Below are 20,371 nucleotides of genomic sequence, written 5' to 3'. Positions count from 1 at the left end.
CACCCCGGTTCGGGAGCAGCGGACTTTCCGTGTGACGGGATCGGCGTCCCGTTCATATGATTTTGTGTGCTTCGTGCCGGAAGTTGGATTTCCGGTAGGAAGCTACAAGAGCAGCCCTTTCGGGGTGTCGATGAGCGCGGTTGCGGTGTCGGCCGCCCCGCTCGTGCACGCGCAGTTCGGTGCATTGGACGGTGGGGTTCGCGAGGGTGTCGTCCCGTGTGGCGGGACGGGTCTCAAGGTTGTTGCCTGCCGTGCGGGAGCACCGGCTGAGCGGGCTCTGTCCACAGGCGACCTGGTCCATGGGCGCCGGATGGATCATGTTCTGACGTTCCCTTGGTTGGTCCGGTGAGCACCGTGGCGGCACCGGCCGCTGCTCTGGACCACTCCCTCTGGGACTCCGTCGACGGGGCCTCGGCCCAGCGTTCGCGGCGTCAGCTGCGGTCGGTTCGGGCGCAGGCCCGTCCGGTGGCTCCGCTGGAGCTGGGCAACCCGCTCCAGCTCTCGAAGACGATGCGCGCCCGGCTGCTTGCCGCGGTGCGTGCACTGGTGACGTCCCCGGCGCTGGCCGGTGCGTCGGACGGCGCCCGCTTGGCTTCGGTGGTGCTGACGGCGAAGTCGAAGGCCCGCAACGACTACCAGGCGTCCATCTGGGCGGCGGAGCTCGGTCGGTGGTTGGGGGTGTCGCAGTCGACGGTCGCGCACACGGTGCTGCCCGAGCTGCGCGGCGCGGGGTTCCTTGGCTCAAACGTCGCGACGAACGCCTTCGGGCACGCGACGGGCCTGGAGTGCTGGGTGATTCCGATGTACCGGGCGCAGAAGGCCGGCGACCGGCGGCACGCGCTGGCGTTGTCCCGCTCGGAGCTGGCGGTGCTGCTGAGCCTGATCGAGGTGTTGTTCGGTCCGGGGTGGGCGCCGAAGGACAAGGCGCCGGTCCCGGCCGGGCTGCTTGCCGGGCGTACGGGCCGGGGGGCTGCGACGGATCGGCTCGGGCTGCTGCTGATGGTGCTGACGACGGGTTCGGCGGGCTGGCTGCAGCTGTGCCCCGGGTCCGTGGGCACCCATCGGGGGCGTCCGGCGACGACGGTCGCGCGGCTGCTGGGCTGTACGGCGGCGGCCGGGGCGAAGGTGCTCAAGCGGCTCCAGGAGCACGGCGTCGCGGACGTGGTGCGGCAGGAGACCGGCTCGGGCCTGTGCGCGCGTTCGCGGGTGCGCCTGGTGCCTGTGGCTGAGGCCCATGGGGTGGCCATGCGGGAGGCCCGCCGGGTGGCGAACGCCGTGTTTTCAGACCTCGCCGGTACTGCATCCGGAGATCTTGATCCCGTCAAGACGGGCGAGACCCGTGTGACGACTGGGGTGGAGGGCACCAGGCAGGGCAAGATGGCCGGATCGGCAGACCTCGCCACAACTGCACAGCACCACGCTCTCCACGCTTCTGTAGTTACTCGCGGTGGGTCTCTCGCGCTCTCTGGTGGCTTTTCCGGCGAAGGCCGTGGTGGGTCCGGTGAATTGCCGGACCGCGTGTGCGTGCGCGAGGTCGGCGGCCCGCTCCGCGGGGAACAGCCAAAGAAGTCCCCGGTCGTCGAAGGCGGGAAGGACGGCCGCGGGCCGGTGGCCGGGGCTTCGGTGCGGGTCGTGGACGGTTCGGGTCAGGGCAGGCAGCAGCGGGGGAGGGTTCCTCTGCCGCCGGAGGATCTGCGGGCCGTCCTGGCTTCGGTCGACCTGGTGTGGGCGCGTTTGGAGCGTCCGGCCGCCCGGAAGCTGGTGGTGGCCGCCGCCCGTAGCGAGCTGGACAGGGTGGTCGGGCTTACCGGCCGTACGGATGCGCCGCAGGCCCTCGCCGACCGGGTCGCCCGGCGCCTGGAGGACCAGATGCGGCTGGCCGGGCCGATCAAGGACCCGGCGGGCTGGCTGATCGGCCTGGCACTGCCCCAGCGCCAGCGGTGCGGCGACGTGCGGTGCGACGACCGGGTGCTGCTCGACTCCGGGCAGGACTGCCCGCGCTGCGCGGAGAGGCAGGACGACCGCCGCGACCAGCGACGTGCGGTCGCGGCCGCCGTCGACTTAGCGATGCCGAGCGGCTCCGAGACCGAGCGCCGTGCGGCGACCGAGCAGCAGCTGCACCAGGACGTGACCGCCAGGGCGTGGGCGAAGGCGTACGAGTGGGAGCAGCACCGTTCCTGGAAGGCCGCCGCAGCTCAGGACCGTGCTGAAGCCGCGGCCGAGCAGCTGGCCGACGACGTCCCGGCCGCGCCGATGGTGCCGGTCGTGCTGCCCGCGCCACGTCCGGCCGCCGTCGTCTCTGCTCCGGCACCGGAGCCCGCCGACATCGACGACGACCAGCAGCTTTTCCTCGAGGAGCTGACCCGCGAGCAGGTCCTGGACTGGCGCAACCGCGCTGCCGCCGATCACCAGCTGGTGTTCGACCATATCGACCGGTACGGCGAGACGTCGGCGCAGCGCTTGTTCACCCGGGCGTTCGTTGCCCAGGTGCAGCGCCTGTCCGGCCTCGGGCACCTGGACCTCGGCTACACGCCGTGGGGGCAGGCATGAGCGACAGCGAGACGCACGGCGTCGACCTGGCCCAGGTCGCGCTGCGGGCCGCGATGGAGCGGGCCCGGAAGAGCGGCAGCGGCCAGAAGGCGAAGCAAAGGCCGCGGCCGGTCCGTACGGCGCGGCGCGACGGGCGCGATCCGATGGACCTCGGAGCGACGATCGGCGCGCTACTTACCGAGCGGGCCTGGGAGGTTCCGGCCGCCGGCGCTTCCCTGCGCCAGCGGTGGGCAGCCATTGCCCCCGAGCTGGCCCGGCACGTCACCGCCGTGTCGTACGACCCGGACTCCGGCCAGTTCACCGTGTGCCCGGAGTCGGCAGCCTGGGCGACGCAGACCCGCCTGGAGCAGACCCGCTCTCATCGCGGCCGCCAACAAGGTAGCGGGCCGCAATGTCGTGAGCGCCCTGCGAATCCTGCCGCCCGGCGCCGCGCCTGCGCCCGGTCCCGCCGACGTCGCCCCGGCGGACCCGGTCCCGGCACCGGTCCAGCGAGGACCAGGGAGACGGCGTGCGAGGGCTACCGCCGCTCGCTGCCGCGCATCAGTCTGTCGCTCCTGCACAGCGGCTGGAGCCGGGGATCACGGAGGCGGTGGAGAGGGAGACCAGGGCGATGCGCTAGTTGAGCCAGTGGGCGTTCCCGGAGCCGTAGACCGTGCCGAAGGATGCGCCGGTCCCCTTCGCCGCGGCACGCGTCCAGCGCCGCCGTGAAGCCGCCGCCACCGAGGCGGCTGCCCTTCGGCGGGCGCGTGCCGAACGCAATGCCCAGCAGGCTGGAACCGCGGCTGTTGTCGCGCACCCTGCCTCGCTGCGAACGACGGCTTGTTCCCGGCGATGACCTGTTGGACCAACGTCCGAACTGAAACGATGAGTTGGGACGAAAGACGGGGGTTCGTGCAGGGTGACAGGCGGCAAATTCAGACGGCGGTGATGGGAAGTGCGGACTCGGACGAGCCGCTGACGCTGCCGCTGGAGGCGATCGAGCTGGACGCCTTCCGCCGGCGGCACGGTGACGACACATTCTGGTGCGGGCTGCTGCTCGGCGGCTGCGGCGGCCAGCTGACGACGAAGCTCTACACCGACCGCGTCTGCCACTTTGCTCACCACCCGGGCACGGACGGACTGCCTCACGTCTGTGGGCGGCGTGCCCGGGGCGTTGCCAGCGCCGACCACTTGTACGTGAAGTCCGCGGCCGCGGCCTGGTTCCGGGGCCGCGGCGATCAGGCCAACTTCGACTTCGCCCGGCCGGACGGCGCGGCGATCGGCTCCGTGGTCGACATCCGGTTCAAGGCACGTGGGCTGCGCGTGCACCTGGACCAGGCGGTGGAGCCTATGTGGGACGAGGACGGCCTGGAGCCGGTGCTCGGGGTATCGGTGCCGGTGGACCAGGAAACGCTGATCCGCCGCTGGTATGTCCACCGCATCCGGCTGAACAGCGAGGGCACGGCCCGCCGGGTCAGCATCGGCACCGAGGCGTTCGCGCGGCCGACCGAGTGGTTCGGTCTGGACGAGTGCGAGATGACGGAGCGCGGGCTGTCGACACCGATGGTGGAGCAGATCGTCCGCTCGCGCAGCACACCGCCCCCGTCCCGGTGGACCGCTGTGGAGACCAAGAAGCGTGTGCCAAGTACCGAGGCACGCCGCCGCCTTCTGTTCTTCCACCTAGACAAGGCGGTGACCGCACGGGACACCAAGCAAGTCCGCCGGCTTTTGAACCGCGCCAAGGTGACCGCAGGCAGCGACCGGACCGAGAAAGAGAACAACATCGCGGACGCAGCCGCTGACTACCTTGCCGCGCGCATCCAAAACAGAAGGAACCGGGCGACAGTCCGGAAGAGCAACGCGGAGGTCACAAACGAGGCGGAGACCACGCTCAAACGCCCCCGGCCGACGCGGACGGTTCTTCTGCACGAACAGGTTGCCCGGCGGTTCTGGATCCGCCGGGCCTGCCCCGTCTGTAACGCCCGGCCCGGCCAAGTATGCGTGGAACAAGGCGAGGACAACGGCAAGGAGGTCCAGCGGGAGCACGGCCACGATCAGCGAATCATGCCGATCGTGAAGGAACGCCAGGCGGCCGCGAAAGCCAAAGCGACACAGCGAGCGGAAGACCAGCGAACGCTCCGCGGGACCGCGAGCATGGTGCCCGGCTTCCGGCTGCACAACGTCTCGTGCCCCGTGTGCCAGGCCAGACCTGATCAGGAATGTGCCCTGCCTGTGGGAGCCCACCAATTGAGGAAAGACATCTTCTTCCGTCGGCTTCGCGGCAGCGACCGCCGTCGGTAACCAATCCCTTCTGCGACTACCACCGCGTCGGGGACTTGTCTGTGTCCGGCGTGGCCGTTGTCCCCCGGTGGGCGGCGAACTCGCCGGTGGAGGCCATGCTGGTGCGCAGCCAGCTGACCGCTCACCCGGCTCTCCCAGCCAGAACTCGTCGAAGCCCTGCCGCCGGACCGCCGAACGCGCGCTGGGTGGTCCATCGTTGATTCAGCAGGTCAGCCCACGCGGATGCGGTGGATCTCGTACGCGTGGCCGGAATCCGTGATCAGTGGACCCGCCCGCACCCCGACGACCGCCGGCCTCGGGTGCGGGCGGGAGGTCAGTGGGGCAAGTACGTGTACGTCCTCGGCCGGGGCGGTGGTGTGCAGCGGGCTTTGTGGACGCGAACCGTGACCCCTGGCCCGGTCGCGCCCGGGATGTCGTACGCCGCCGACTCTTCGTCGGTCATCGGCTGGTCGCAGCGTGCACAGATCATGCCCGCCCCCGACGCCACGCCCGGCCCAGCGCGCCCGCGGTCACACACGGGGCCCCGGCTCGGCACGCCCCACAGACCGTGGTGTGGTCCAGAAGCACCCGATACGACAGGTCCGCTGTCTCAGCTGCCCGGCACCGCGGGCACTGGCAGTCCGGGTAGGCAGAGCTCCGGTCAACGGTGGTGGCCGGTACCACCGCAGTCTCCGGGCGCAAGACGCGCGTGAGGCCCTGCCGGTCGACCTCGTACACCTTGATAGTCATCGTCACGGGTATGCCCCCCGCCGTCGGTCGGTGAATACCGCTGACGGTAGGGAGCCGATGTGCACTACAGCAACTCGTGTGCAGAAGTGTGCACACACGCCGCTAGCGTGGTCAGTTGGCCATTTCGCACCCTTGACCGCCTCGGCCCGCTGCAGGATTGTGATGCACACAACTGCACACCACATGGATGGAGACCGGCATGTCGTTACTGTTCATCGGGATCGACCCGAACACCGGGGATCACGAGAGCCCCACCGTGTGGGTCGACCAGGAGAAGAAGGAGCTCGTGTTCCAGGGATGGAAGCCGGGCCCGGAACTCGAAGGCGAGTGCGCCGCGCTCGAACTCCCCGGCCACGCCGTGGGAATCCCGGAGAGCGAGGCCGTGATCCGAATCCCCGCCAGGATGGTGCACATGATCAGGGAGGCGTGCGATGCCGTCGAACGTACAGCCCACCTTCCGTGACCTGATCTCCAGCTGCACCCGCTCCGCCGTCCACCTGGAGATGCGGGACGCCTACGCCGTCGACTACGAGAGCGGCCCGTTCGCCGACTGGCGTGCCGGCTTCCGCCACAACCTGGACGACCGGACGTCATGGTGGCGGCCTTGGCTCGACCTCATCACCGAGACGGTAGGCCGCGGTGTGGTCGTGCGCCGGGCACGGATCGTGTCCGAGCCGGTCAGCGAGTACATCCAGTACGAGCACTCCGGCACCTTCACGAACCTCGCCGCCGGGGAGCAGGTGCGATGGCTGCCTCGGCGGCAGGCGTCGGACCTTGCCCTGCCCGGAAACGACTACTGGCTGTTCGACGGGCAGTTGGTCCAGTGGAACCACTTCGCCGGGGACGGCTCATCTCAAGGACCGGAGCTCACCGAGAGCCCGGCCGCGGTGAAGCTGTGCGCGGACGCCTTCGAGGCGGTGTGGGAGCGGGCAGTACCGCACGACCAGTACAAGATCCGCTAGCAGGAAGCACCGGACAGGCCAGCCCATGACCATCTCTCCCTCCTCCTCCGCCCAGGCCGCCCGCGAAGTCGTCGCGCGACGGCTGAGGGACCTGCGTAAGGGGGCAGGGCTCACGGTCGTTGAGCTGGCCGACGGGTGCGGGTGGCACCACGCGAAGACGTCCCGGATCGAGAACGCCCGCACCGCCCCATCTGCCACGGACATCCGGCGGTGGTGCCGCACCCTCGGAGTGGACGACCAGGCAGAAGACCTGATCGCTCAGTCGCTCCATGCCGAGTCGATGTACACCGAGTGGCGCCACCAAGTCCGCAACGGGCTCAAACAGCTGCAGGACAGCGCCGTCACGTTCTTTCATCAGACACAGCTGTTCCGGGTGTACTCCTCCTCCCTCGTCCCCGGTCTCCTACAAACCGAGGGCTACGCTGCCGCCGTGCTCGGCATGAGCGCCCGCTTCCGCGAACTCCCCGTCGACGACAGCGCGGCCGCGGCACGGGCACGCGTCGAGCGGTCCCGCATCATTCACGAGCGGGGCCATCGCTTCGTCCTCCTCATCGAGGAGGCCGTGTTGCGCTACCGGATCGGAACGCCCGATGCGATGGCGGCGCAGCTCGGCTACCTGCTGACCGCAGGCGCCCTGCCGGCCGTTTCACTCGGCATCATTCCGTCAACGGCGAGCCGGGGGCAGTGGCCGCGCGAGACGTTTCACGTCTATGACGATTCGCTTGTGTCCGTCGAGTTGGTGTCCGCTCAGGTGCGGATTACCCAGCCCAGCGAGATCGCCCTGTACGTGCGGGCGTTCGAGCAGATGCGGCAGATCGCTGTGTATGGGGCGAATGCACGGGCCTTGATCGTGAAGGCGATCGACGCGCTGGGCTGACTCGGGTTGCGTGGCTTCAGCCGCGTGAAGCATGCATACGGAGAGCCGTTGAGTGAAGCCCCAATGGCTCCCCACTGAGTTTCCACAACAAGGGGCAGGAGTAGCGATGAATCTCGTGATTGATGTTCCAGAATGTCGGGCTGGCGAAGGTTTGCGTTTTTCCTGGGATGATAACCGACCACTCGACGCCGGTGAGGCCGTCGCGGGAGGCGATGTACTGCTTGCCCTGCGGGGCAGGGCAGCCACACCCCCAGCACGCCTCTCGTCAGCTGCGATTCGTGGTGTTGCCGCGGACAGGACCGGCGCCGACTTTGATCGATAGAGCCCGGAGATCACACGGTTTCGATACCGTCATGGGCAGTCGCCGTTCATGACGTCGTTGTACCGGAAAGTGGCGAATGTTCATCGAGAAGCTCGTGCTGGAGAACTTCAAGTGCTTCGGGCCGGGGCGCACGTCCCTTCGCCTGGACCGGGGCATGACTGCCTTCATCGGCGCCAACGGTTCGGGCAAGACCGCGGCCTGCGAGGCGCTGCTGCGGTTGTTCGGGATATCCGGGCAGGAACGGTCCGTACGTGTGGACGACTTTCACGTGCCCGTCGGCGAGACCGACCTGCCCGCCAGCCGCGAGCTGGCGATCGAAGCGGTGCTCGCCTTCCCCGAACTCGACGACAGCGGGGAAAACGACGAAGTCGGAGAAGGCGACGATGGCGATGCCGCGGAGGACGCGGAGCACCAGCAGCAGGCCGGCGCGTCCCGAGCGGTCCCGGAGTTCTTCCGGCGCATGGCCGCCGCGGAGGATGGCGACCTGAAGGTCCGGGTGGCACTCCGGGCCGAATGGGTCGATGACGGCACGGTGGAGGGGGCGATCACCGAGTCGCGCGTGATCGTCAACACCCTTGCCGAGGAGTACGGCGAGGACGACTACGTACAGCTGACTGCTGCGGAGCGCAGCCGTATCCAGATGATCTACATCCCGGCCTCCCGTGATGGCGTGCGCCAGGTGACGGCCTTTCTCCGCAGCCGACTGTGGCGAGCTGCGCAGTGGTCAACTGGTCTGCGTGACCTCGTCAGTGGCCAAGCGGCCGAAGTCGCCGAGAAGTTCACCGAGGAGCCCGTGATCCAAGCGGTCGAAGGCGCACTGACGGCCCGATGGCAGGAACTGCATGACGCGGGGATGCACTCGGATCCCAAGCTGCGACTTCTCGACGGCGACTTCAACCAGCTGGTCCGCAACTCCGAACTCGTCTTCGAGCCCGACCACAACGGTCGGCCCAGGCCAGGCCGCATGCTGAGCGACGGGCAGCGGTCGCTGCTGCACCTCGCCCTGGTAGCGGCAGCTATCGACGTCGAGGCCGCGGTCTGCGACGGCCAGCACATAGATGACTTCACCCTGCAAGCGGCTCACCTGCCGCACCTAACCCTGATCGCGGTTGAGGAACCCGAGAACAGCCTTTCGCCGTTCTTCCTGTCCCGGATCGTTGACCAGCTGCAAGATCTGAGCGGCACCACAGCGACGCAGACGATCCTCTCCAGCCACTCCGCCAGTGTCATGCCCCGTATCCGCCCCGAAGACGTCCGATACTTCCGTACGGAGCAGGCCGCCTCGACGGCATCAGTCCGCGAGATCACCCTCCCCGACGACACCACCGAGGCGGGCAAATACATTCGGGAGGCGGTGCGTGCCCACCCGGAGCTGTACTTCGCCAAGTTCGTGGTACTCGGCGAAGGCGACACCGAGCAGCTCGTCATCCCCCGGATCGCCCAGGCTCACGGTGTGCAGCTGGACCCGTCGTTCGTGGCGATGGTGCCGCTCGACGGCCGGCACACCAACCACATGTGGAAGCTGCTCCACGACTTGGACATCCCCCATGCCACCCTGCTGGACCTCGATTACGGCAAAGTCGGCGCGGGCCCGGCCCGGCTACGTGATGCCTGCAACCGCCTCATGGACAACGGGCTCGACCCACTGGAAGGTCTCGCCGACTACGACGACGTCGACGAGATCCACGACGGCCTCCGTCTCAAGCACATCAAGCCGATCCTGAAACACCTGCGTACATTCGCCGTCTTCTACTCCGAGCCGCTTGACCTCGACTACGCCATGTTGTGCGCGTTCGAGAACGCCTACAGACACCTTGAAGGCAACCAGCGCGGGCCGGATTCCACTGATCCCATCACCACGGTCCTGGGAGAGAAGGGGACCAGGCCAGGCTACTGGAACGAGACACGGGCCGAGTGGCTGGGCTGGTACCGCTACCTGTTCCTGTCGCGCTCGAAACCGAGTACTCACTTGAGCGCGCTCGGCCGGCTCAGTGACGAGGAGATCCGACTGAATGCACCGGAGGTGCTCGTGGCCCTCGTGGAGCACGTCCGGAAGGAGATCTCACTGTGAGCGTCTCCGACCGTCTCGCCCCGACGAGCACGCCGACGCTGCGCCCAACGACCCTGATCCCGGTGGAGGATTGGCGCCCGGCGGGTATCGAGGATCTAGAGCCAGCCGCGTGGGGGGCTCTGCGGGACACCGGCAATGTGGCGGTCGTGGCCGGCCCGGGCGCGGGCAAGACGGAGTTCCTCGCTCAGCGCGCCGCCTATCTCCTGCAGACCGGGCTGTGCCCGTGGCCGCAGCACATTCTGGCGATCTCCTTCAAGCGTGACGCTGCCGCCAACCTCGGCCGCCGGGTCGCCGCCCGCGTTCCGGACCACGCCAGCCGCTTCGCGTCGATGACCTTCGACGCGTTCACCAAGGGACTGGTGGATCGGTTCGCGCCAGCCCTTCCGCCGGACTGGCGAATGAGCCACGGATACGAGATCCGCATGGCGCCGGACTCCGAAGTGAGGACCCTCCTCGACACCGTCGCCTTCTCAGCACCACAGACGCTGGCCGGGCAGCTCGGGTTCCAGCCCGGACGCTTCGTATCCGACATCGTCGGGGGATGGAACCTGCCCGAGAGCGTGCCGACGGACGGCGCCGTCGACGCCGTCTCCTACGCCGTACGCGAGTGGTGGCGCGCCCGCTACCTGCGGCCGGGAAAGGCGGAAGTCGACTTCGTCATGCTCAACCGGCTCGCAGAGTTGCTGGTCCGTGCGGTGCCGAAGCTCCGACGCGCCCTACGGATGACCTACCCCATAGTGTTCGTCGACGAATTCCAGGACACGACCAGCGCGCAGTTCTCCTTCCTTACCTCAGTGTTCGGCGAGGAGACCGCGGTGACCACGGTCGGGGACGGCAAGCAACGGATCATGGGCTGGGCCGGCGCTGTGCCCGAGGCCGTCCAGCGCTTCACCAGCACGTTCAACGCCACCACCTACTGGCTGGTGTGGAACTTCCGCTCCAGCGACGCCCTGGTCGAACTACAGCACGTGATCGCCAGCAAACTCGATCCGACCACAGTGCGGGCCACCTCGAAAGCAACTGCCGAGGACGGGCATGAGCCGGCCGTGCTGTGGACGTTCTCCGGCGGAGATAAGGAGGCGAGGTTCATCGCCGAATGGATCGCCCGGGACATTGCCGACTCGGACCGCACACCGGCAGACTTCGCGCTCATCGCACGACAGAGAGTCAAAGACTTCGAGCCGCTGTTCCGGGCTCGCCTCGCCGCGCACGGCATCCGAGTCCGCAACGACGACGCGCGGGTCGGCAAGATGTCCCTTCAAGATCTGCTGAAGAGTGAGACGACTCGCCTGTTCGTGGGGCTGCTCCGACTGGCGCACCAGCCTCGTGGCCTTGCCGCGGTGTGGCGGGAGGTATCGGCGACTCTGGAACGTGTGCACGACGCAACCGACGACGAGGCGGCCCAGCAGCGTGTCGGCGAGGACTTGAGCGACCTGACCACCCGGCTTCGTGCCTGGCTTCAGGCCCACTCTCCGTCGACCACGTCCGCGGCCGACGTCATCCGAAAGGTGCTCGATCTCGTGGACAGCGCGGCCCTGCGCCGCTATGTGGAGGCCACGGCACCCGGTGAGGAGTTCGATGTCATCACCGGCGCATTCGAGGCGCGCTTGGAGACGGTGCTTGGCGGGGCGGCCGACTGGGGTGTGGTGCTCGACGAGTTCGAGTCCGCCGATGCCGTCGTCTTGCTCACCACCCACCGCAGCAAGGGCCTCGAATACCACACCGTGTTCTTCCTCGGTATTCACGGCAGACAGTGGTGGGCGCTCGGAAGTGACCCGCGCGAAGGAACATCAACCTTCTTCGTGGGTTTGTCCAGGGCTGCTCAACGGCTGGTCTTCACCACGGACCGGTCCGAGCGCAACGGCCCCATCGCGACCTTCTTCGCGATGCTCACCGAGGCGGGCGTGCCCGAGATCGATCAAGGATAGGGGCAGGGCCGTGAGACTGCCCAATCGGACTGACCGGGCGCGGTCTACAGCGCGGGCGGCATCAGCGGTCCTCGTCGGAGAGCATGATGCGTGCACCATCGCGGCTTCCGTGTTTACCGATTGGCCCGTCGGTCACGAATATCAGGACGACCCCTGCCTCGCGGGCTGCCTCCCGCAGCACGGCCAGCGTGTCCGCCAGCGGCGCGCGTGGGCCCCCGCGAGGGGTGGTGGCGAGGAGGCAGGGCATGCACCGGTCCAGTCACCGCCGGCCGTGTCCGGGCGCGTCCACGACGCCGGTTGCTCTCGCGGGCTTGCCACAGCGCGCACACGGAAGGCTGCCCTCGAGCCGATTGACGCTTGCGAGCTGGCGCGGCGTCCACGGTGCGGCGGGGTCCAGCTCAGACGGGTCTACGCCGAGGGCCCGCAGCAGGTCAGCGTCGTTCATGCGGCTTCTCGGTAGGCGCGCGGCGTAGCGCAGTGTCGGGGGCGCGGACGTCGACGAGCGGGCGCCGCAGCGTCTGCCTGCACCAGGCGGGCCGGACTGCAGCGACGCCGGCGACAGCGCCCGCTGCTTGGTCGGGAATGATCGGGGGATGACCGATGACCTCCCTGCCGGCCCGGCCCCCGAACCGGCACCCCGCGGCCAGGACGAGCTTCGCGCGCTCTCGGCTCCGCGCCGGCTCAGCGTGGACGACCACATGTTCACCGCGCTCAGGTTGCCGGGGACGTTCCGGCTGCAGCTGTTCACCGCTCCCGGGGCGCGCCCGGTCGCGGTGGCGACCCAGATCGCCGGCGCGGAGGGCATGGGGCTCATGAACGGGGTGGAGAGCTTCGCGGGCGCGGTGTGGGAGCAGCACTGCCCCGCCGAGAATCAGCCACCGGTGTGGGTGGAGCGGCAGCTCTCGCCGGAGCAGTCACCCCAGGAGGCCCGCTTCCGGCGCGTGGTGTTCGCCGAGGCCGATCGCTACCGGCCGCGGGGCCCGCGCTGGTCGGTGATCACCCACGAGCAGCTGCAGGACCTGGTTGGCGCTCCGGTCGCGACGGACCGCGGCGCCGGCTACGTGCCGCGCCCCAAGGAGCCGGAACCGCAGATGGTGTTCGAGGAGTTCGCGGTGGCCCTTCTCGCCCGGCCGCGTCCATTCCGCGAGCCGGTGTGCATGCCGACTGGCGTGCCCTGGTGGCGGCGCTGGGTGCGTCAGGTGCTGCCGCGCCGCAGCGTCCGCACCTGCTGCTGGTACCACGGCGGCGACTGGCACACGGTCAACGCGATGGCGCTTCAGGTCCTCGAGCGGGCCCGGGCGCAGTCCGTGGCCCCCGACGACATGGAGGAGTTCGCCACCGCCCACGCAGCCGCGGCAGGAGCCACCCGGTGGCAGACCGAGGCACTGGCCACCCTGTTCAACACCGCGGACGCGATCCAGCCCGCCAGCGAAGCCGGCTACATCAACGGCCAGCACCGGGCCCAGGCCATGCTGGAGGCAGGCGTACGCCGCACCGTCGTCCTGCACCACGTCTACGAGACGTAGCCGTGGGCGCCCGGCTTCCACTCGCTCCCTCCGTGCCGAACCCGCCGTCCGATCCACGCTCTGTCAGCCGCGCAACGTGACCCGGCGGTTCCGCCCACCGCCCCTTTCGGGGAGGGGAGCTAACCAGCTCGCACAGTACGGGCTTGCTCAGGATCCGTAGGTGCTACTGGAGCGTGCTTGGTGCAGTCATCTCGTATGGGGAGGTCCTGTTCCCGGGTACGCGAACGACGACGGCCCACCTGTCTCGTTGCTCCGGGATCGGCGAAGGAATGTGGTCAGCCCACATGTCGTCGCGGATGTTGGGGATCCAGGTCTTCTTCGGCCTCAGGTCGAGGACGACCAGCATGCCCAGGGTGATACCTCCAGCCTGGTAGGCGACTGTCTGACCGAGGTAGCGCCGTAGTCCTTTGCGTGTGGTCCTTCCGGTTGTCCGCTTGCATTCGATGATGGTGCTGAAGCCGGGGAAGCGGACTTCGATGTCGGCGCGGCCTCCGCTGCGGTCGGTGACTTCGATATCAACGTCCTCCAGGTTGCCGTCCAGATAGTCCTGGAGGTCCTCCTGGACCGTGTTCTCCAAGGGGAGCGTCTCGCCGGCTTCGGGGGCGAAGAGGTATGCGAAGCGCGGTGTGTGGTGGGCCCGAGCGCGGGTGGTCCTGCTGTGCAGAAAGCGGATGGTCTGGATGATCAGGCGGATGAAGTGCTGCCGGACGACGGGATGCCGGAAGTCGCCACAGCCGTCTAGCACGGCGACGACATTGTTGTAGATGTCCTGCTGAGCGATCGGCAGGCTGCTGACCGGGATGGCCTCCCTATCCGAGAGGCTGGCTTGGAGGCTGTCGAGCATTTGCGTGGGCAGGCTTGCGAGGACCCGGCTACCGATCTCGGCGGCCAATTCCGGGTAGGAGGCCGCCGCGGCTTTTCCCGGGCCTTCTGACTGCGCCTGGGGGGCGCCGCTTTGCAGACGGTCGTCAATGGCCTGGAGAAGTTGGTGGGCGGCGTGGGCGTCCCAGTCGTCGGGTGCATCGGCGACCAGGGCGCGCAGGTGCAGCAGGAGTCCTCGGCGGTTGACGAAGGCGTTTTCGATGCGCGGGGCGACCAGGACTTGCAGGCCCGGGGCAGCGTGCAGGGGCTGGAGCCGGACGCTGCGGTGAGCGGTGTATACGTTAAGGATGTGCTGGATGGTCTGTTGGGGCCAGCTGGTCAGGGGCTGATCAAGGTGGGCGTTGGCGTGGTCGAGGTCGAGGCTGAGGGTGTACCAGGCGGCCTCGGTGTCATAGCGGCCGGCTCGCCAGTGGGTGCGGGTGCCGGTGAGCCACACGGTGTGCTCGGTCAATGAGCGGCGCAGTTGGCAAGTGGCGGAGGTCAGGGTGGTGGTGTTGCCGGTGTCGAAGGCGAGGACGGCGTCGAGGGCGGCGAGGTAGGCGGCGGCGTCTGGACGATCTTCGTCGGCATCGATGGCCTGTTGGAGGAGGCTGCGAGCGGTGGTGAATGCCTGCAGGAGGGCGGCGCGGTCGGGGGCGTTGGCTGCGTCGGCGAGGTGACACATGGCGAGCTCATAGACGGCGTCGCTTTGGACCGCGGTGTTGGTGAAGTGCTGCAGTGCGGCGAGCAGGTCGCCCTCTCGCCAGTGTTCGTAGGCGGTGCCCAGAGCCCGGACGGTGCGGCGGGCGTAGGCGGCGGGGGCCGTTCTGGCGTCGGCGTCGATGAGACGGTCGAGGAGTCCGTAGCGCTTGGTGGTCCCGGGGAGGGCTAGGCGAAGGGCAGCTTCGAGGAAGACGCCTGCCAGTTCGGCATCACGGGGCGTCGTGTGACGGCGGCTGCGATCGAGGGCCACGGCGTTGAGCTGGCTAGCTGCTTGTTGGAGATAGCCAGGGTGCTCGACGAGCTGGTCGAGTATGTCGTCGGCGGCCGCGGGGCTGGTGGTTGTCGTCAGGGCACGGGTGATGAAGGTGGCGGCCCGGTCGGGATGGTGCAGAGTGTCCCACTCGGCCAGGAGAGTTTCGGTAGCGCGGAACCACAGCGGGGATGCGGCCAGTTGATTAGCGTGCAGCCAGAAACTGTCCTCGCCGCCGAGGTCGGTGAGGGCGGGTGGGTCGCCGTCTTGGGCGAGGCGTGTCTCGAGTGGGGTCACGGTGGTGGCCTTTCTCGAGAAGACGGGCGGGCGGCACGGACAAGTCGGTTACCCTAACGGGCTCATCACCACACGGGTTCGCCTGGGCCTGAAATTTTGAGACGGTCGGCGGGTATGACGGCGGTGGCCAGATCGCGTTTGGCAGTAGCGGTGATGACTTGAAGGTCTGGGGTTTCGTCGCAGATGTCCTTGAGCTGGCTGAGGACCTCAGCGAGATCGACGTCGATGGTCTCCTGCGCGCCAGCGGAGTCGAGCAATAGCAGCCCCGGATGGCGGCCGACGCCGGTTTCCTTGCCGACGCGCAACAGGGCGAGAAGGGTGGCGATACGCAAGCGGACTTTCTCGCCGGGAGTCAGGGGGGTGAAGGTCGTCTTGCTGTTCCCTTTGGTAATCTGAAGAGGGCCGTTGGCCTGCAGTTTGATGGACTGGAGTTCTTTCATGCCCAGCCGGATCGCCAGCTGGCAGATCTCCGTGCTCAGGGTGTCCAGGAGCTGGTCTGAGGCCTTCTTTGCGCGTTTGTCTGCCTCTTTCGTGGCCATCTCCAGCACTGTCTCGTCCGATGACCTCTCGTGGGGCTGCTCGGCGCGGCGCTCGGCTGCCTGGCGCTCGGCAAAGGCACCTTCGAGACGGGCGACCTCCAGATGGGCGCGCAGGCCGGACTGGTGAGGCATGGCTGCCTGAGCAGCGGCCAGCGCGGTGCGGGCCTGGGCAAGGTCGGCTTCACAGACGGCCACGGCTCGGATGGCCTGTCCGGCCGCCTTCTTGGCCGTGCTGTGGGCGGTCTTGAGAGTCTGGATGGAGGCGGCGAGTTCGTCGGCTGCGGATGGGTCAGCGGGCACCTCCGTGGGAGCTGAACCACAGATGCGACAGTGCGCCTCGTCCAAGGCGGCGTGGGGCAACTGGTCCAGCGCGGTGGAACAACGCGGGCAGCAGGTGGGCTTCAAGGCGCCGAAAAAGCGCTGGGCAACCGCAGTCTCGCGCAGGTCCCGCAGCCGGGCCTGGTCGAGGACGAGCGTTTCATGGAGTTCTTGTTCGGCTTGTTGACCCTGATGCATCTGCTGTACCGCAACGGTGTACCGGGCGGTCAGTTCGGCTAGACGGGCACCGGCCTGCTCCACGGCTCCGGCCGCCAGCTCCACGCTTGGGCCATCATCCGCCTGCGCGGCTGACTGGCGGGCGCGGGCCAGTTGGTCTTGGAGTTCCTGCAGGGACGCGCCTCGGGCTTGGAGGTCCTGCTGGGCGCGGCGGCGCTGCCCTCTCAAGGATTGCTGCACCAGGCCCAGGGCCGCTTTGGCGTCGCGTCGCGTTGCTGTCCAGGGCAGACCGACGAACATCTGCAACAGGCTCACCATGGTGCCGCCACCAGCGCTCTGCCCCAGTAGAGCGTCGCTCTCCCGGTTGCGACACAGCAGAGCGTGGCTGAAGGCAGGCCAAGACGTGGCCACTACCTGACCATCCGGGCTCTCGGCTCCCTCCTCGTCTCCAGCGGTGTCTTTGCGCCAGCCGCGCAGGAACTCCAGACCGAGCCGGTCCATCATGAACGCGTCCATCACCGAGGCGAACTCGGCCTCGCCGGCGAAAGGCGTGACGTGCCTCTGGGCGCCGACAGTGAGGGAGCCGGAGAGCTGGCTGCCGGTGGTGTCGACGCGCACAGTGAACGGCTCGCCATCGACCTCGGCATCCAGATGTACGTGATGGAGCCAGTTGCGCACGTCGGCCTGCAGGGCGTCCGATCCACGCAGGCACCACCAGGTGATCTCTAGGATGCTGCTCTTGCCCCGAAGGTTGTCCGCCGTCACGCCCCAAAGGCCGGGCCCAAGGTCCCAGGAGAAGTCCACCGACCCGGCCGACTTCCCGCTCTTTTCACCGGCGAAGGCCAGGCGCTTGACGAGCAGCTGATGGGGGCGTGGCAGGATGCCGCTCTCCCGTACTCCGTGCCGCGCCAGGATCTCCCCCGCCTGCTCCACGTCGACACTGGCCCGGTGGGCTACCGTCTCCACGAAGTCGCTCATCCGCCTGCTCCCACCCTCTGCCCCGTGATCTGCGTAAGCCGCTGGCGCACCCGTTCGGTGATGCCGCTGATGCTGGCCTTCCACACCGTGCGCTCGTACTCGGCTTGTTTGTACTGCAGTTCCTTCAGGTAGCTGCCGCTACTCTGCCCCGCTACTGCCAGCACGACTGCGGCCCGCTCGTCGTACCAGGCCAAGTCCGGGGCGGCGGTCCGCAGCTCCGCTGCTAAGGCCCGACCAGGGGCCAGCAGGTAGTAGTCCCATCGATCCACCTTCGCAGGTGGTTCGCCCACCGCCACGATGTCGATCAGACCGTGTGAGTACAACAGCCCCAGGGCGTCGTCCAGAGCCTCCCAGGCTCCGAACCGCCAGCGCACCATGGGATACCGGGAGATCTCCGGCTCGTCCCCTTCCAGCAGGACGCCGGCCCGTTCTAGCGCCCACGCTGGATCATCGGCCGTGCCGACCTGGACCTGGTTGAGCAACTCATCGGCGAGGTAGTCCGGATTCCGCAGCCAAAAGTCCAACGCCTGCAGGCGCTTCTGCCCTCGGATCACCATGACCACGCCCCGGGGATCTCCTGCGGCCTGTTGCTTACCACACGGCGCACCACAGCGGTCTAGCAGGAAAAGCAGCCGCACTGCGTCCTGTGTCCGTGACGCCCGTCGTATTCCGGAATCCGCCACCCGATCCCCCTCCCCCAGCTGGATCAGCAAGATCCCACAACTAGCACATGGTGGCAGCTCTGCGTAACCATTTGAACACTGAACTCTCGACTGGTGCGGACGATGTCGGTTCGGCGTTCCCAACAGAGTCCGTGCGCGATATGCGTAAGATCGCACGCCTATCCAGCCGGGCCGCCACGGCAAATCCCAGCCGGAGCCCGGACCCACCCGTTCGAAGGGGGCACTGCGTGAGCCGTGCCGCCAGCGTCGTCGACTGCGGTAACACAGTTGGATGGCTGGCCGCCAACACCGTCGCAGTCCGCGCTCAAGGCCTCACCCAGCCGGGACTGATCTCGTGACCAAGATGACCAAGCCCACCCACGCCATCGCAGTCCGCGCCTGCGCCGTCATTCTTGGGGGCGACAAGATCTGCCTGATCCACCGTCGACGCTCTGGCGGAGACCTGTACTCCCTCCCCGGCGGGCTACTGCATCCGGACGAGGAACGGTCGGCCGCGCTCGCCCGCGAGCTCAAGGAAGAACTCGACCTAGACCTCGCTGGTATCCCCGACTGGCCCCAACTGCGCTGGGTCCAGGACCAGGCGACCTCGCGGCCTGGCAGCGATCAGCTCTTCCGCCGGCGCCACCTCATCTACGTCCTGCCCATCCCTGTCGGTGTTCGGGACGCCATCGCGACCACCGAGCAGGACGCCGAGGACAGCACCAGCGTGGTGTGGGTGCCCCCGGCAGAGGCAGCTTCCTACCACCTGTACCCCGCCGTCGGGGAAGCGCTCAGCCAACTCGCAGGCCCCATTCCCGCACCGGGCCCCGCGATGCTCCCTGCGATCACTGACATGACGTACAGCTGGCGCTGATCGTGCTCACGCCACCCGCTTTCGTAGCCGTCCTCACGCGCAGCGCCGTTACTTCTGCTCGACAATCACGAGCCGAGTGATCACCTCCTAATGACGTTGTCAAGCCGCGACTGTGACAGGGAGTTCGCTTTGGAAGCACCGTCCGTCACGAATCAAGGCCCACAGCACGTTGACCCGTCGCCGGGCCAGTGCGAGGACGGCCTGGGTGTGCCGCTTGCCCTCGGCGCGCTTGCGTTCGTAGTAGCGGCGGGACGCGTCGCAGCTGCGGATGCTGATGAGCGCGGAGGTGTAGAAGACGCGTTGCAGGCCGCGGTGGTAGCGCCGGGGGCGGTGCAGGTTGCCGATGACGTTGCCCGAGTCGCGGGGCACTGGGGCGACTCCGGCAAGGCTGGCCAGGCGGTCGGCCGTGCCGTAGCGGCTCATGTCGCCGGCGGTGGCGGCGAGGAACTCGGCGCCCAGCAGCGGGCCGATGCCAGGCATGCTGGAGATCACTTCGGCGAGTTCGTGCTCGCGAAACCGGGTCGCAATGAGCTTGTCGATCTCGGTGATCTGCTCGTTGAGACTCATCACCTCCTTCGCCAGGGTGTGGATCACCTGAGCGGTGATCTTCTCCCCGGGGACGGCGGTGTGCTGGCGCTCGGCCGCCTCGACGGCGGTTTCGGCGAGGACTTCGGCCCCGCGGACGGAGCGGTTGCGCAGCCAGGTCTCCAGCCGCTTGCGGCCGGTGCGGCGCAGGGCGCCCGGGGTCTGGTAACCGGTCAGCAGGACCAGCGGGCCGACGTTCCCCAGGTCCAGGACTCGCTCCAACGCCGGGAAGATGCCGGTGAGTTGCCCGCGCAGGCGGTTGATGCGGCGGGTGCGGTCGGCATTGATGTCGGCCCGGCGGTTGGTGAGGACCCGCAGCTCGATGGCGTGCTCGTCGTCCGGGCGCAGGACGGTCAGGTCCCGGCGCATCCGGGCCTGGTCGGCAATGACGGTGGCGTCCTTGGCGTCGGTTTTGCCGGTGCCCCGGTAGCCGGCGGATGCCCGGTTGACCGCGAGGCCGGGGATGTAGAGCAGCTGCTGTCCGTGGTTGAGCAGCACACTGATCAGCAAGGTGGCCATACCGTCGGCGACATCGACCGCCCACACGGCGTCCTCGTCGATGGCCAGCACGTCGGCGAGCAGGGCCAGCAGTTCCGGCTCGTCGTTCAACACGCGGCGCGACAGCAGCCGCGTGCCCTCGGCATTCAGGACCACGCAGTGGTGATGGGTCTTGCCGATGTCCACGCCTGCCCATATCTGGGGCACGGGTTCCTCCGGTTCCGTCGGTGTGCGCTGTTTTCCCGAACGACCTCGCCAGCGTGGTCCTACTCAGCGGTACACCCGCAGGTGCCCGCAGCTCCTAATCAGCGGCCGAGTCGTCGTGAGACACCCGGCGGCCAGGTGACGGGAACCATCGAGGGCA

At 68.2% G+C, this 20,371-nt stretch carries 14 protein-coding genes; 10 read left to right on the top strand and 4 right to left on the bottom strand.

From position 1 onward, the window contains the following. Positions 1-345 precede the first annotated feature (345 nt). The 9 genes from OHB49_RS44420 to OHB49_RS44380 all read left to right on the top strand — a co-directional run bounded on the left by OHB49_RS44420 (position 346) and on the right by OHB49_RS44380 (position 13,245). A complete protein-coding gene (locus OHB49_RS44420; RefSeq protein WP_329167310.1) occupies positions 346-2,550 on the top strand; it encodes a hypothetical protein in 2,205 nt (734 codons plus the stop codon). Then, the gene (locus OHB49_RS44415; RefSeq protein ID WP_329167309.1) at positions 2,547-3,173 is read left to right on the top strand and encodes a DciA family protein; all 627 of its coding nucleotides are present in this window, start codon (positions 2,547-2,549) and stop codon (positions 3,171-3,173) included. Before OHB49_RS44420 ends, OHB49_RS44415 begins: the two co-directional genes overlap by 4 nt. A gap of 196 nt (positions 3,174-3,369) precedes the next feature. Beyond that, positions 3,370-4,830: a hypothetical protein gene (locus OHB49_RS44410; protein ID WP_329167308.1), complete on the top strand. Its 1,461-nt coding sequence runs from the start codon at positions 3,370-3,372 to the stop codon at positions 4,828-4,830. Between the two features lie 928 nt (positions 4,831-5,758). Continuing rightward, positions 5,759-6,022 carry a hypothetical protein gene (locus OHB49_RS44405; protein WP_329167306.1) on the top strand — a complete coding sequence of 88 codons (264 nt, stop codon included), beginning with the start codon at positions 5,759-5,761 and terminating at the stop codon, positions 6,020-6,022. Beyond that, positions 5,991-6,521, top strand: a complete 531-nt coding sequence (locus OHB49_RS44400) for a DUF6879 family protein (RefSeq protein ID WP_329167305.1) — start codon at positions 5,991-5,993, stop codon at positions 6,519-6,521. Before OHB49_RS44405 ends, OHB49_RS44400 begins: the two co-directional genes overlap by 32 nt. A gap of 25 nt (positions 6,522-6,546) precedes the next feature. Then, positions 6,547-7,398, top strand: coding sequence for a helix-turn-helix domain-containing protein (locus tag OHB49_RS44395; protein ID WP_329167304.1), 852 nt, complete (start codon positions 6,547-6,549; stop codon positions 7,396-7,398). Positions 7,399-7,796: 398 nt separating this feature from the next. Then, positions 7,797-9,791 (top strand): ATP-dependent nuclease, encoded by a 1,995-nt coding sequence (locus tag OHB49_RS44390; protein ID WP_329167303.1) that lies wholly within the window; start codon positions 7,797-7,799, stop codon positions 9,789-9,791. Next, entirely contained in the window at positions 9,788-11,719 is a 1,932-nt protein-coding gene (locus tag OHB49_RS44385) for an ATP-dependent helicase (protein ID WP_329167302.1), read from the top strand. Before OHB49_RS44390 ends, OHB49_RS44385 begins: the two co-directional genes overlap by 4 nt. A 593-nt stretch (positions 11,720-12,312) precedes the next feature. Next, entirely contained in the window at positions 12,313-13,245 is a 933-nt protein-coding gene (locus OHB49_RS44380) for a hypothetical protein (RefSeq protein WP_329167301.1), read from the top strand. A gap of 163 nt (positions 13,246-13,408) precedes the next feature. Here OHB49_RS44380 and OHB49_RS44375 read toward each other — a convergent pair whose 3' ends face one another. The 3 genes from OHB49_RS44375 to OHB49_RS44365 all read right to left on the bottom strand — a co-directional run bounded on the left by OHB49_RS44375 (position 13,409) and on the right by OHB49_RS44365 (position 17,951). Continuing rightward, on the bottom strand, positions 13,409-15,376 hold the full coding sequence (locus OHB49_RS44375; protein ID WP_329167300.1) for a hypothetical protein: 1,968 nt from the start codon (positions 15,374-15,376) through the stop codon (positions 13,409-13,411). Positions 15,377-15,441: 65 nt separating this feature from the next. Then, positions 15,442-17,388 (bottom strand): hypothetical protein, encoded by a 1,947-nt coding sequence (locus OHB49_RS44370; protein WP_329167299.1) that lies wholly within the window; start codon positions 17,386-17,388, stop codon positions 15,442-15,444. Then, complete coding sequence (locus OHB49_RS44365; RefSeq protein ID WP_329167298.1) at positions 17,385-17,951, bottom strand: hypothetical protein; 567 nt, start codon at positions 17,949-17,951, stop codon at positions 17,385-17,387. The genes OHB49_RS44370 and OHB49_RS44365 overlap by 4 nt, the downstream gene beginning before the upstream one ends. Before the next feature lie 463 nt (positions 17,952-18,414). Between OHB49_RS44365 and OHB49_RS44360 the strand changes: the two genes are divergently transcribed. Continuing rightward, positions 18,415-18,924: an NUDIX hydrolase gene (locus OHB49_RS44360; RefSeq protein WP_329167297.1), complete on the top strand. Its 510-nt coding sequence runs from the start codon at positions 18,415-18,417 to the stop codon at positions 18,922-18,924. 99 nt (positions 18,925-19,023) lie between these two features. Here the strand turns inward: OHB49_RS44360 and OHB49_RS44355 are convergent, their stop codons facing one another. Then, positions 19,024-20,214, bottom strand: a complete 1,191-nt coding sequence (locus OHB49_RS44355) for an IS110 family transposase (RefSeq protein WP_329156964.1) — start codon at positions 20,212-20,214, stop codon at positions 19,024-19,026. Positions 20,215-20,371 lie beyond the last annotated feature (157 nt).

It is taken from the genome of Streptomyces sp. NBC_01717, from assembly GCF_036248255.1.
GTDB lineage: Bacteria > Actinomycetota > Actinomycetes > Streptomycetales > Streptomycetaceae > Streptomyces.
The sequence above is the reverse complement of the archived record's forward strand: the minus strand, read 5'-3'. Positions and strand labels throughout refer to the sequence as shown.

Coding starts and splice junctions, on each gene's coding strand:
- OHB49_RS44405 (WP_329167306.1), top strand. CDS start 5,759: ATGTCGTTACTGTTCATCGGGATCGACCCGAACACCGGGGATCACGAG.
- OHB49_RS44400 (WP_329167305.1), top strand. CDS start 5,991: ATGCCGTCGAACGTACAGCCCACCTTCCGTGACCTGATCTCCAGCTGC.
- OHB49_RS44395 (WP_329167304.1), top strand. CDS start 6,547: ATGACCATCTCTCCCTCCTCCTCCGCCCAGGCCGCCCGCGAAGTCGTC.
- OHB49_RS44370 (WP_329167299.1), bottom strand. CDS start 17,388: ATGAGCGACTTCGTGGAGACGGTAGCCCACCGGGCCAGTGTCGACGTG.
- OHB49_RS44390 (WP_329167303.1), top strand. CDS start 7,797: ATGTTCATCGAGAAGCTCGTGCTGGAGAACTTCAAGTGCTTCGGGCCG.
- OHB49_RS44415 (WP_329167309.1), top strand. CDS start 2,547: ATGAGCGACAGCGAGACGCACGGCGTCGACCTGGCCCAGGTCGCGCTG.
- OHB49_RS44360 (WP_329167297.1), top strand. CDS start 18,415: ATGACCAAGCCCACCCACGCCATCGCAGTCCGCGCCTGCGCCGTCATT.
- OHB49_RS44380 (WP_329167301.1), top strand. CDS start 12,313: ATGACCGATGACCTCCCTGCCGGCCCGGCCCCCGAACCGGCACCCCGC.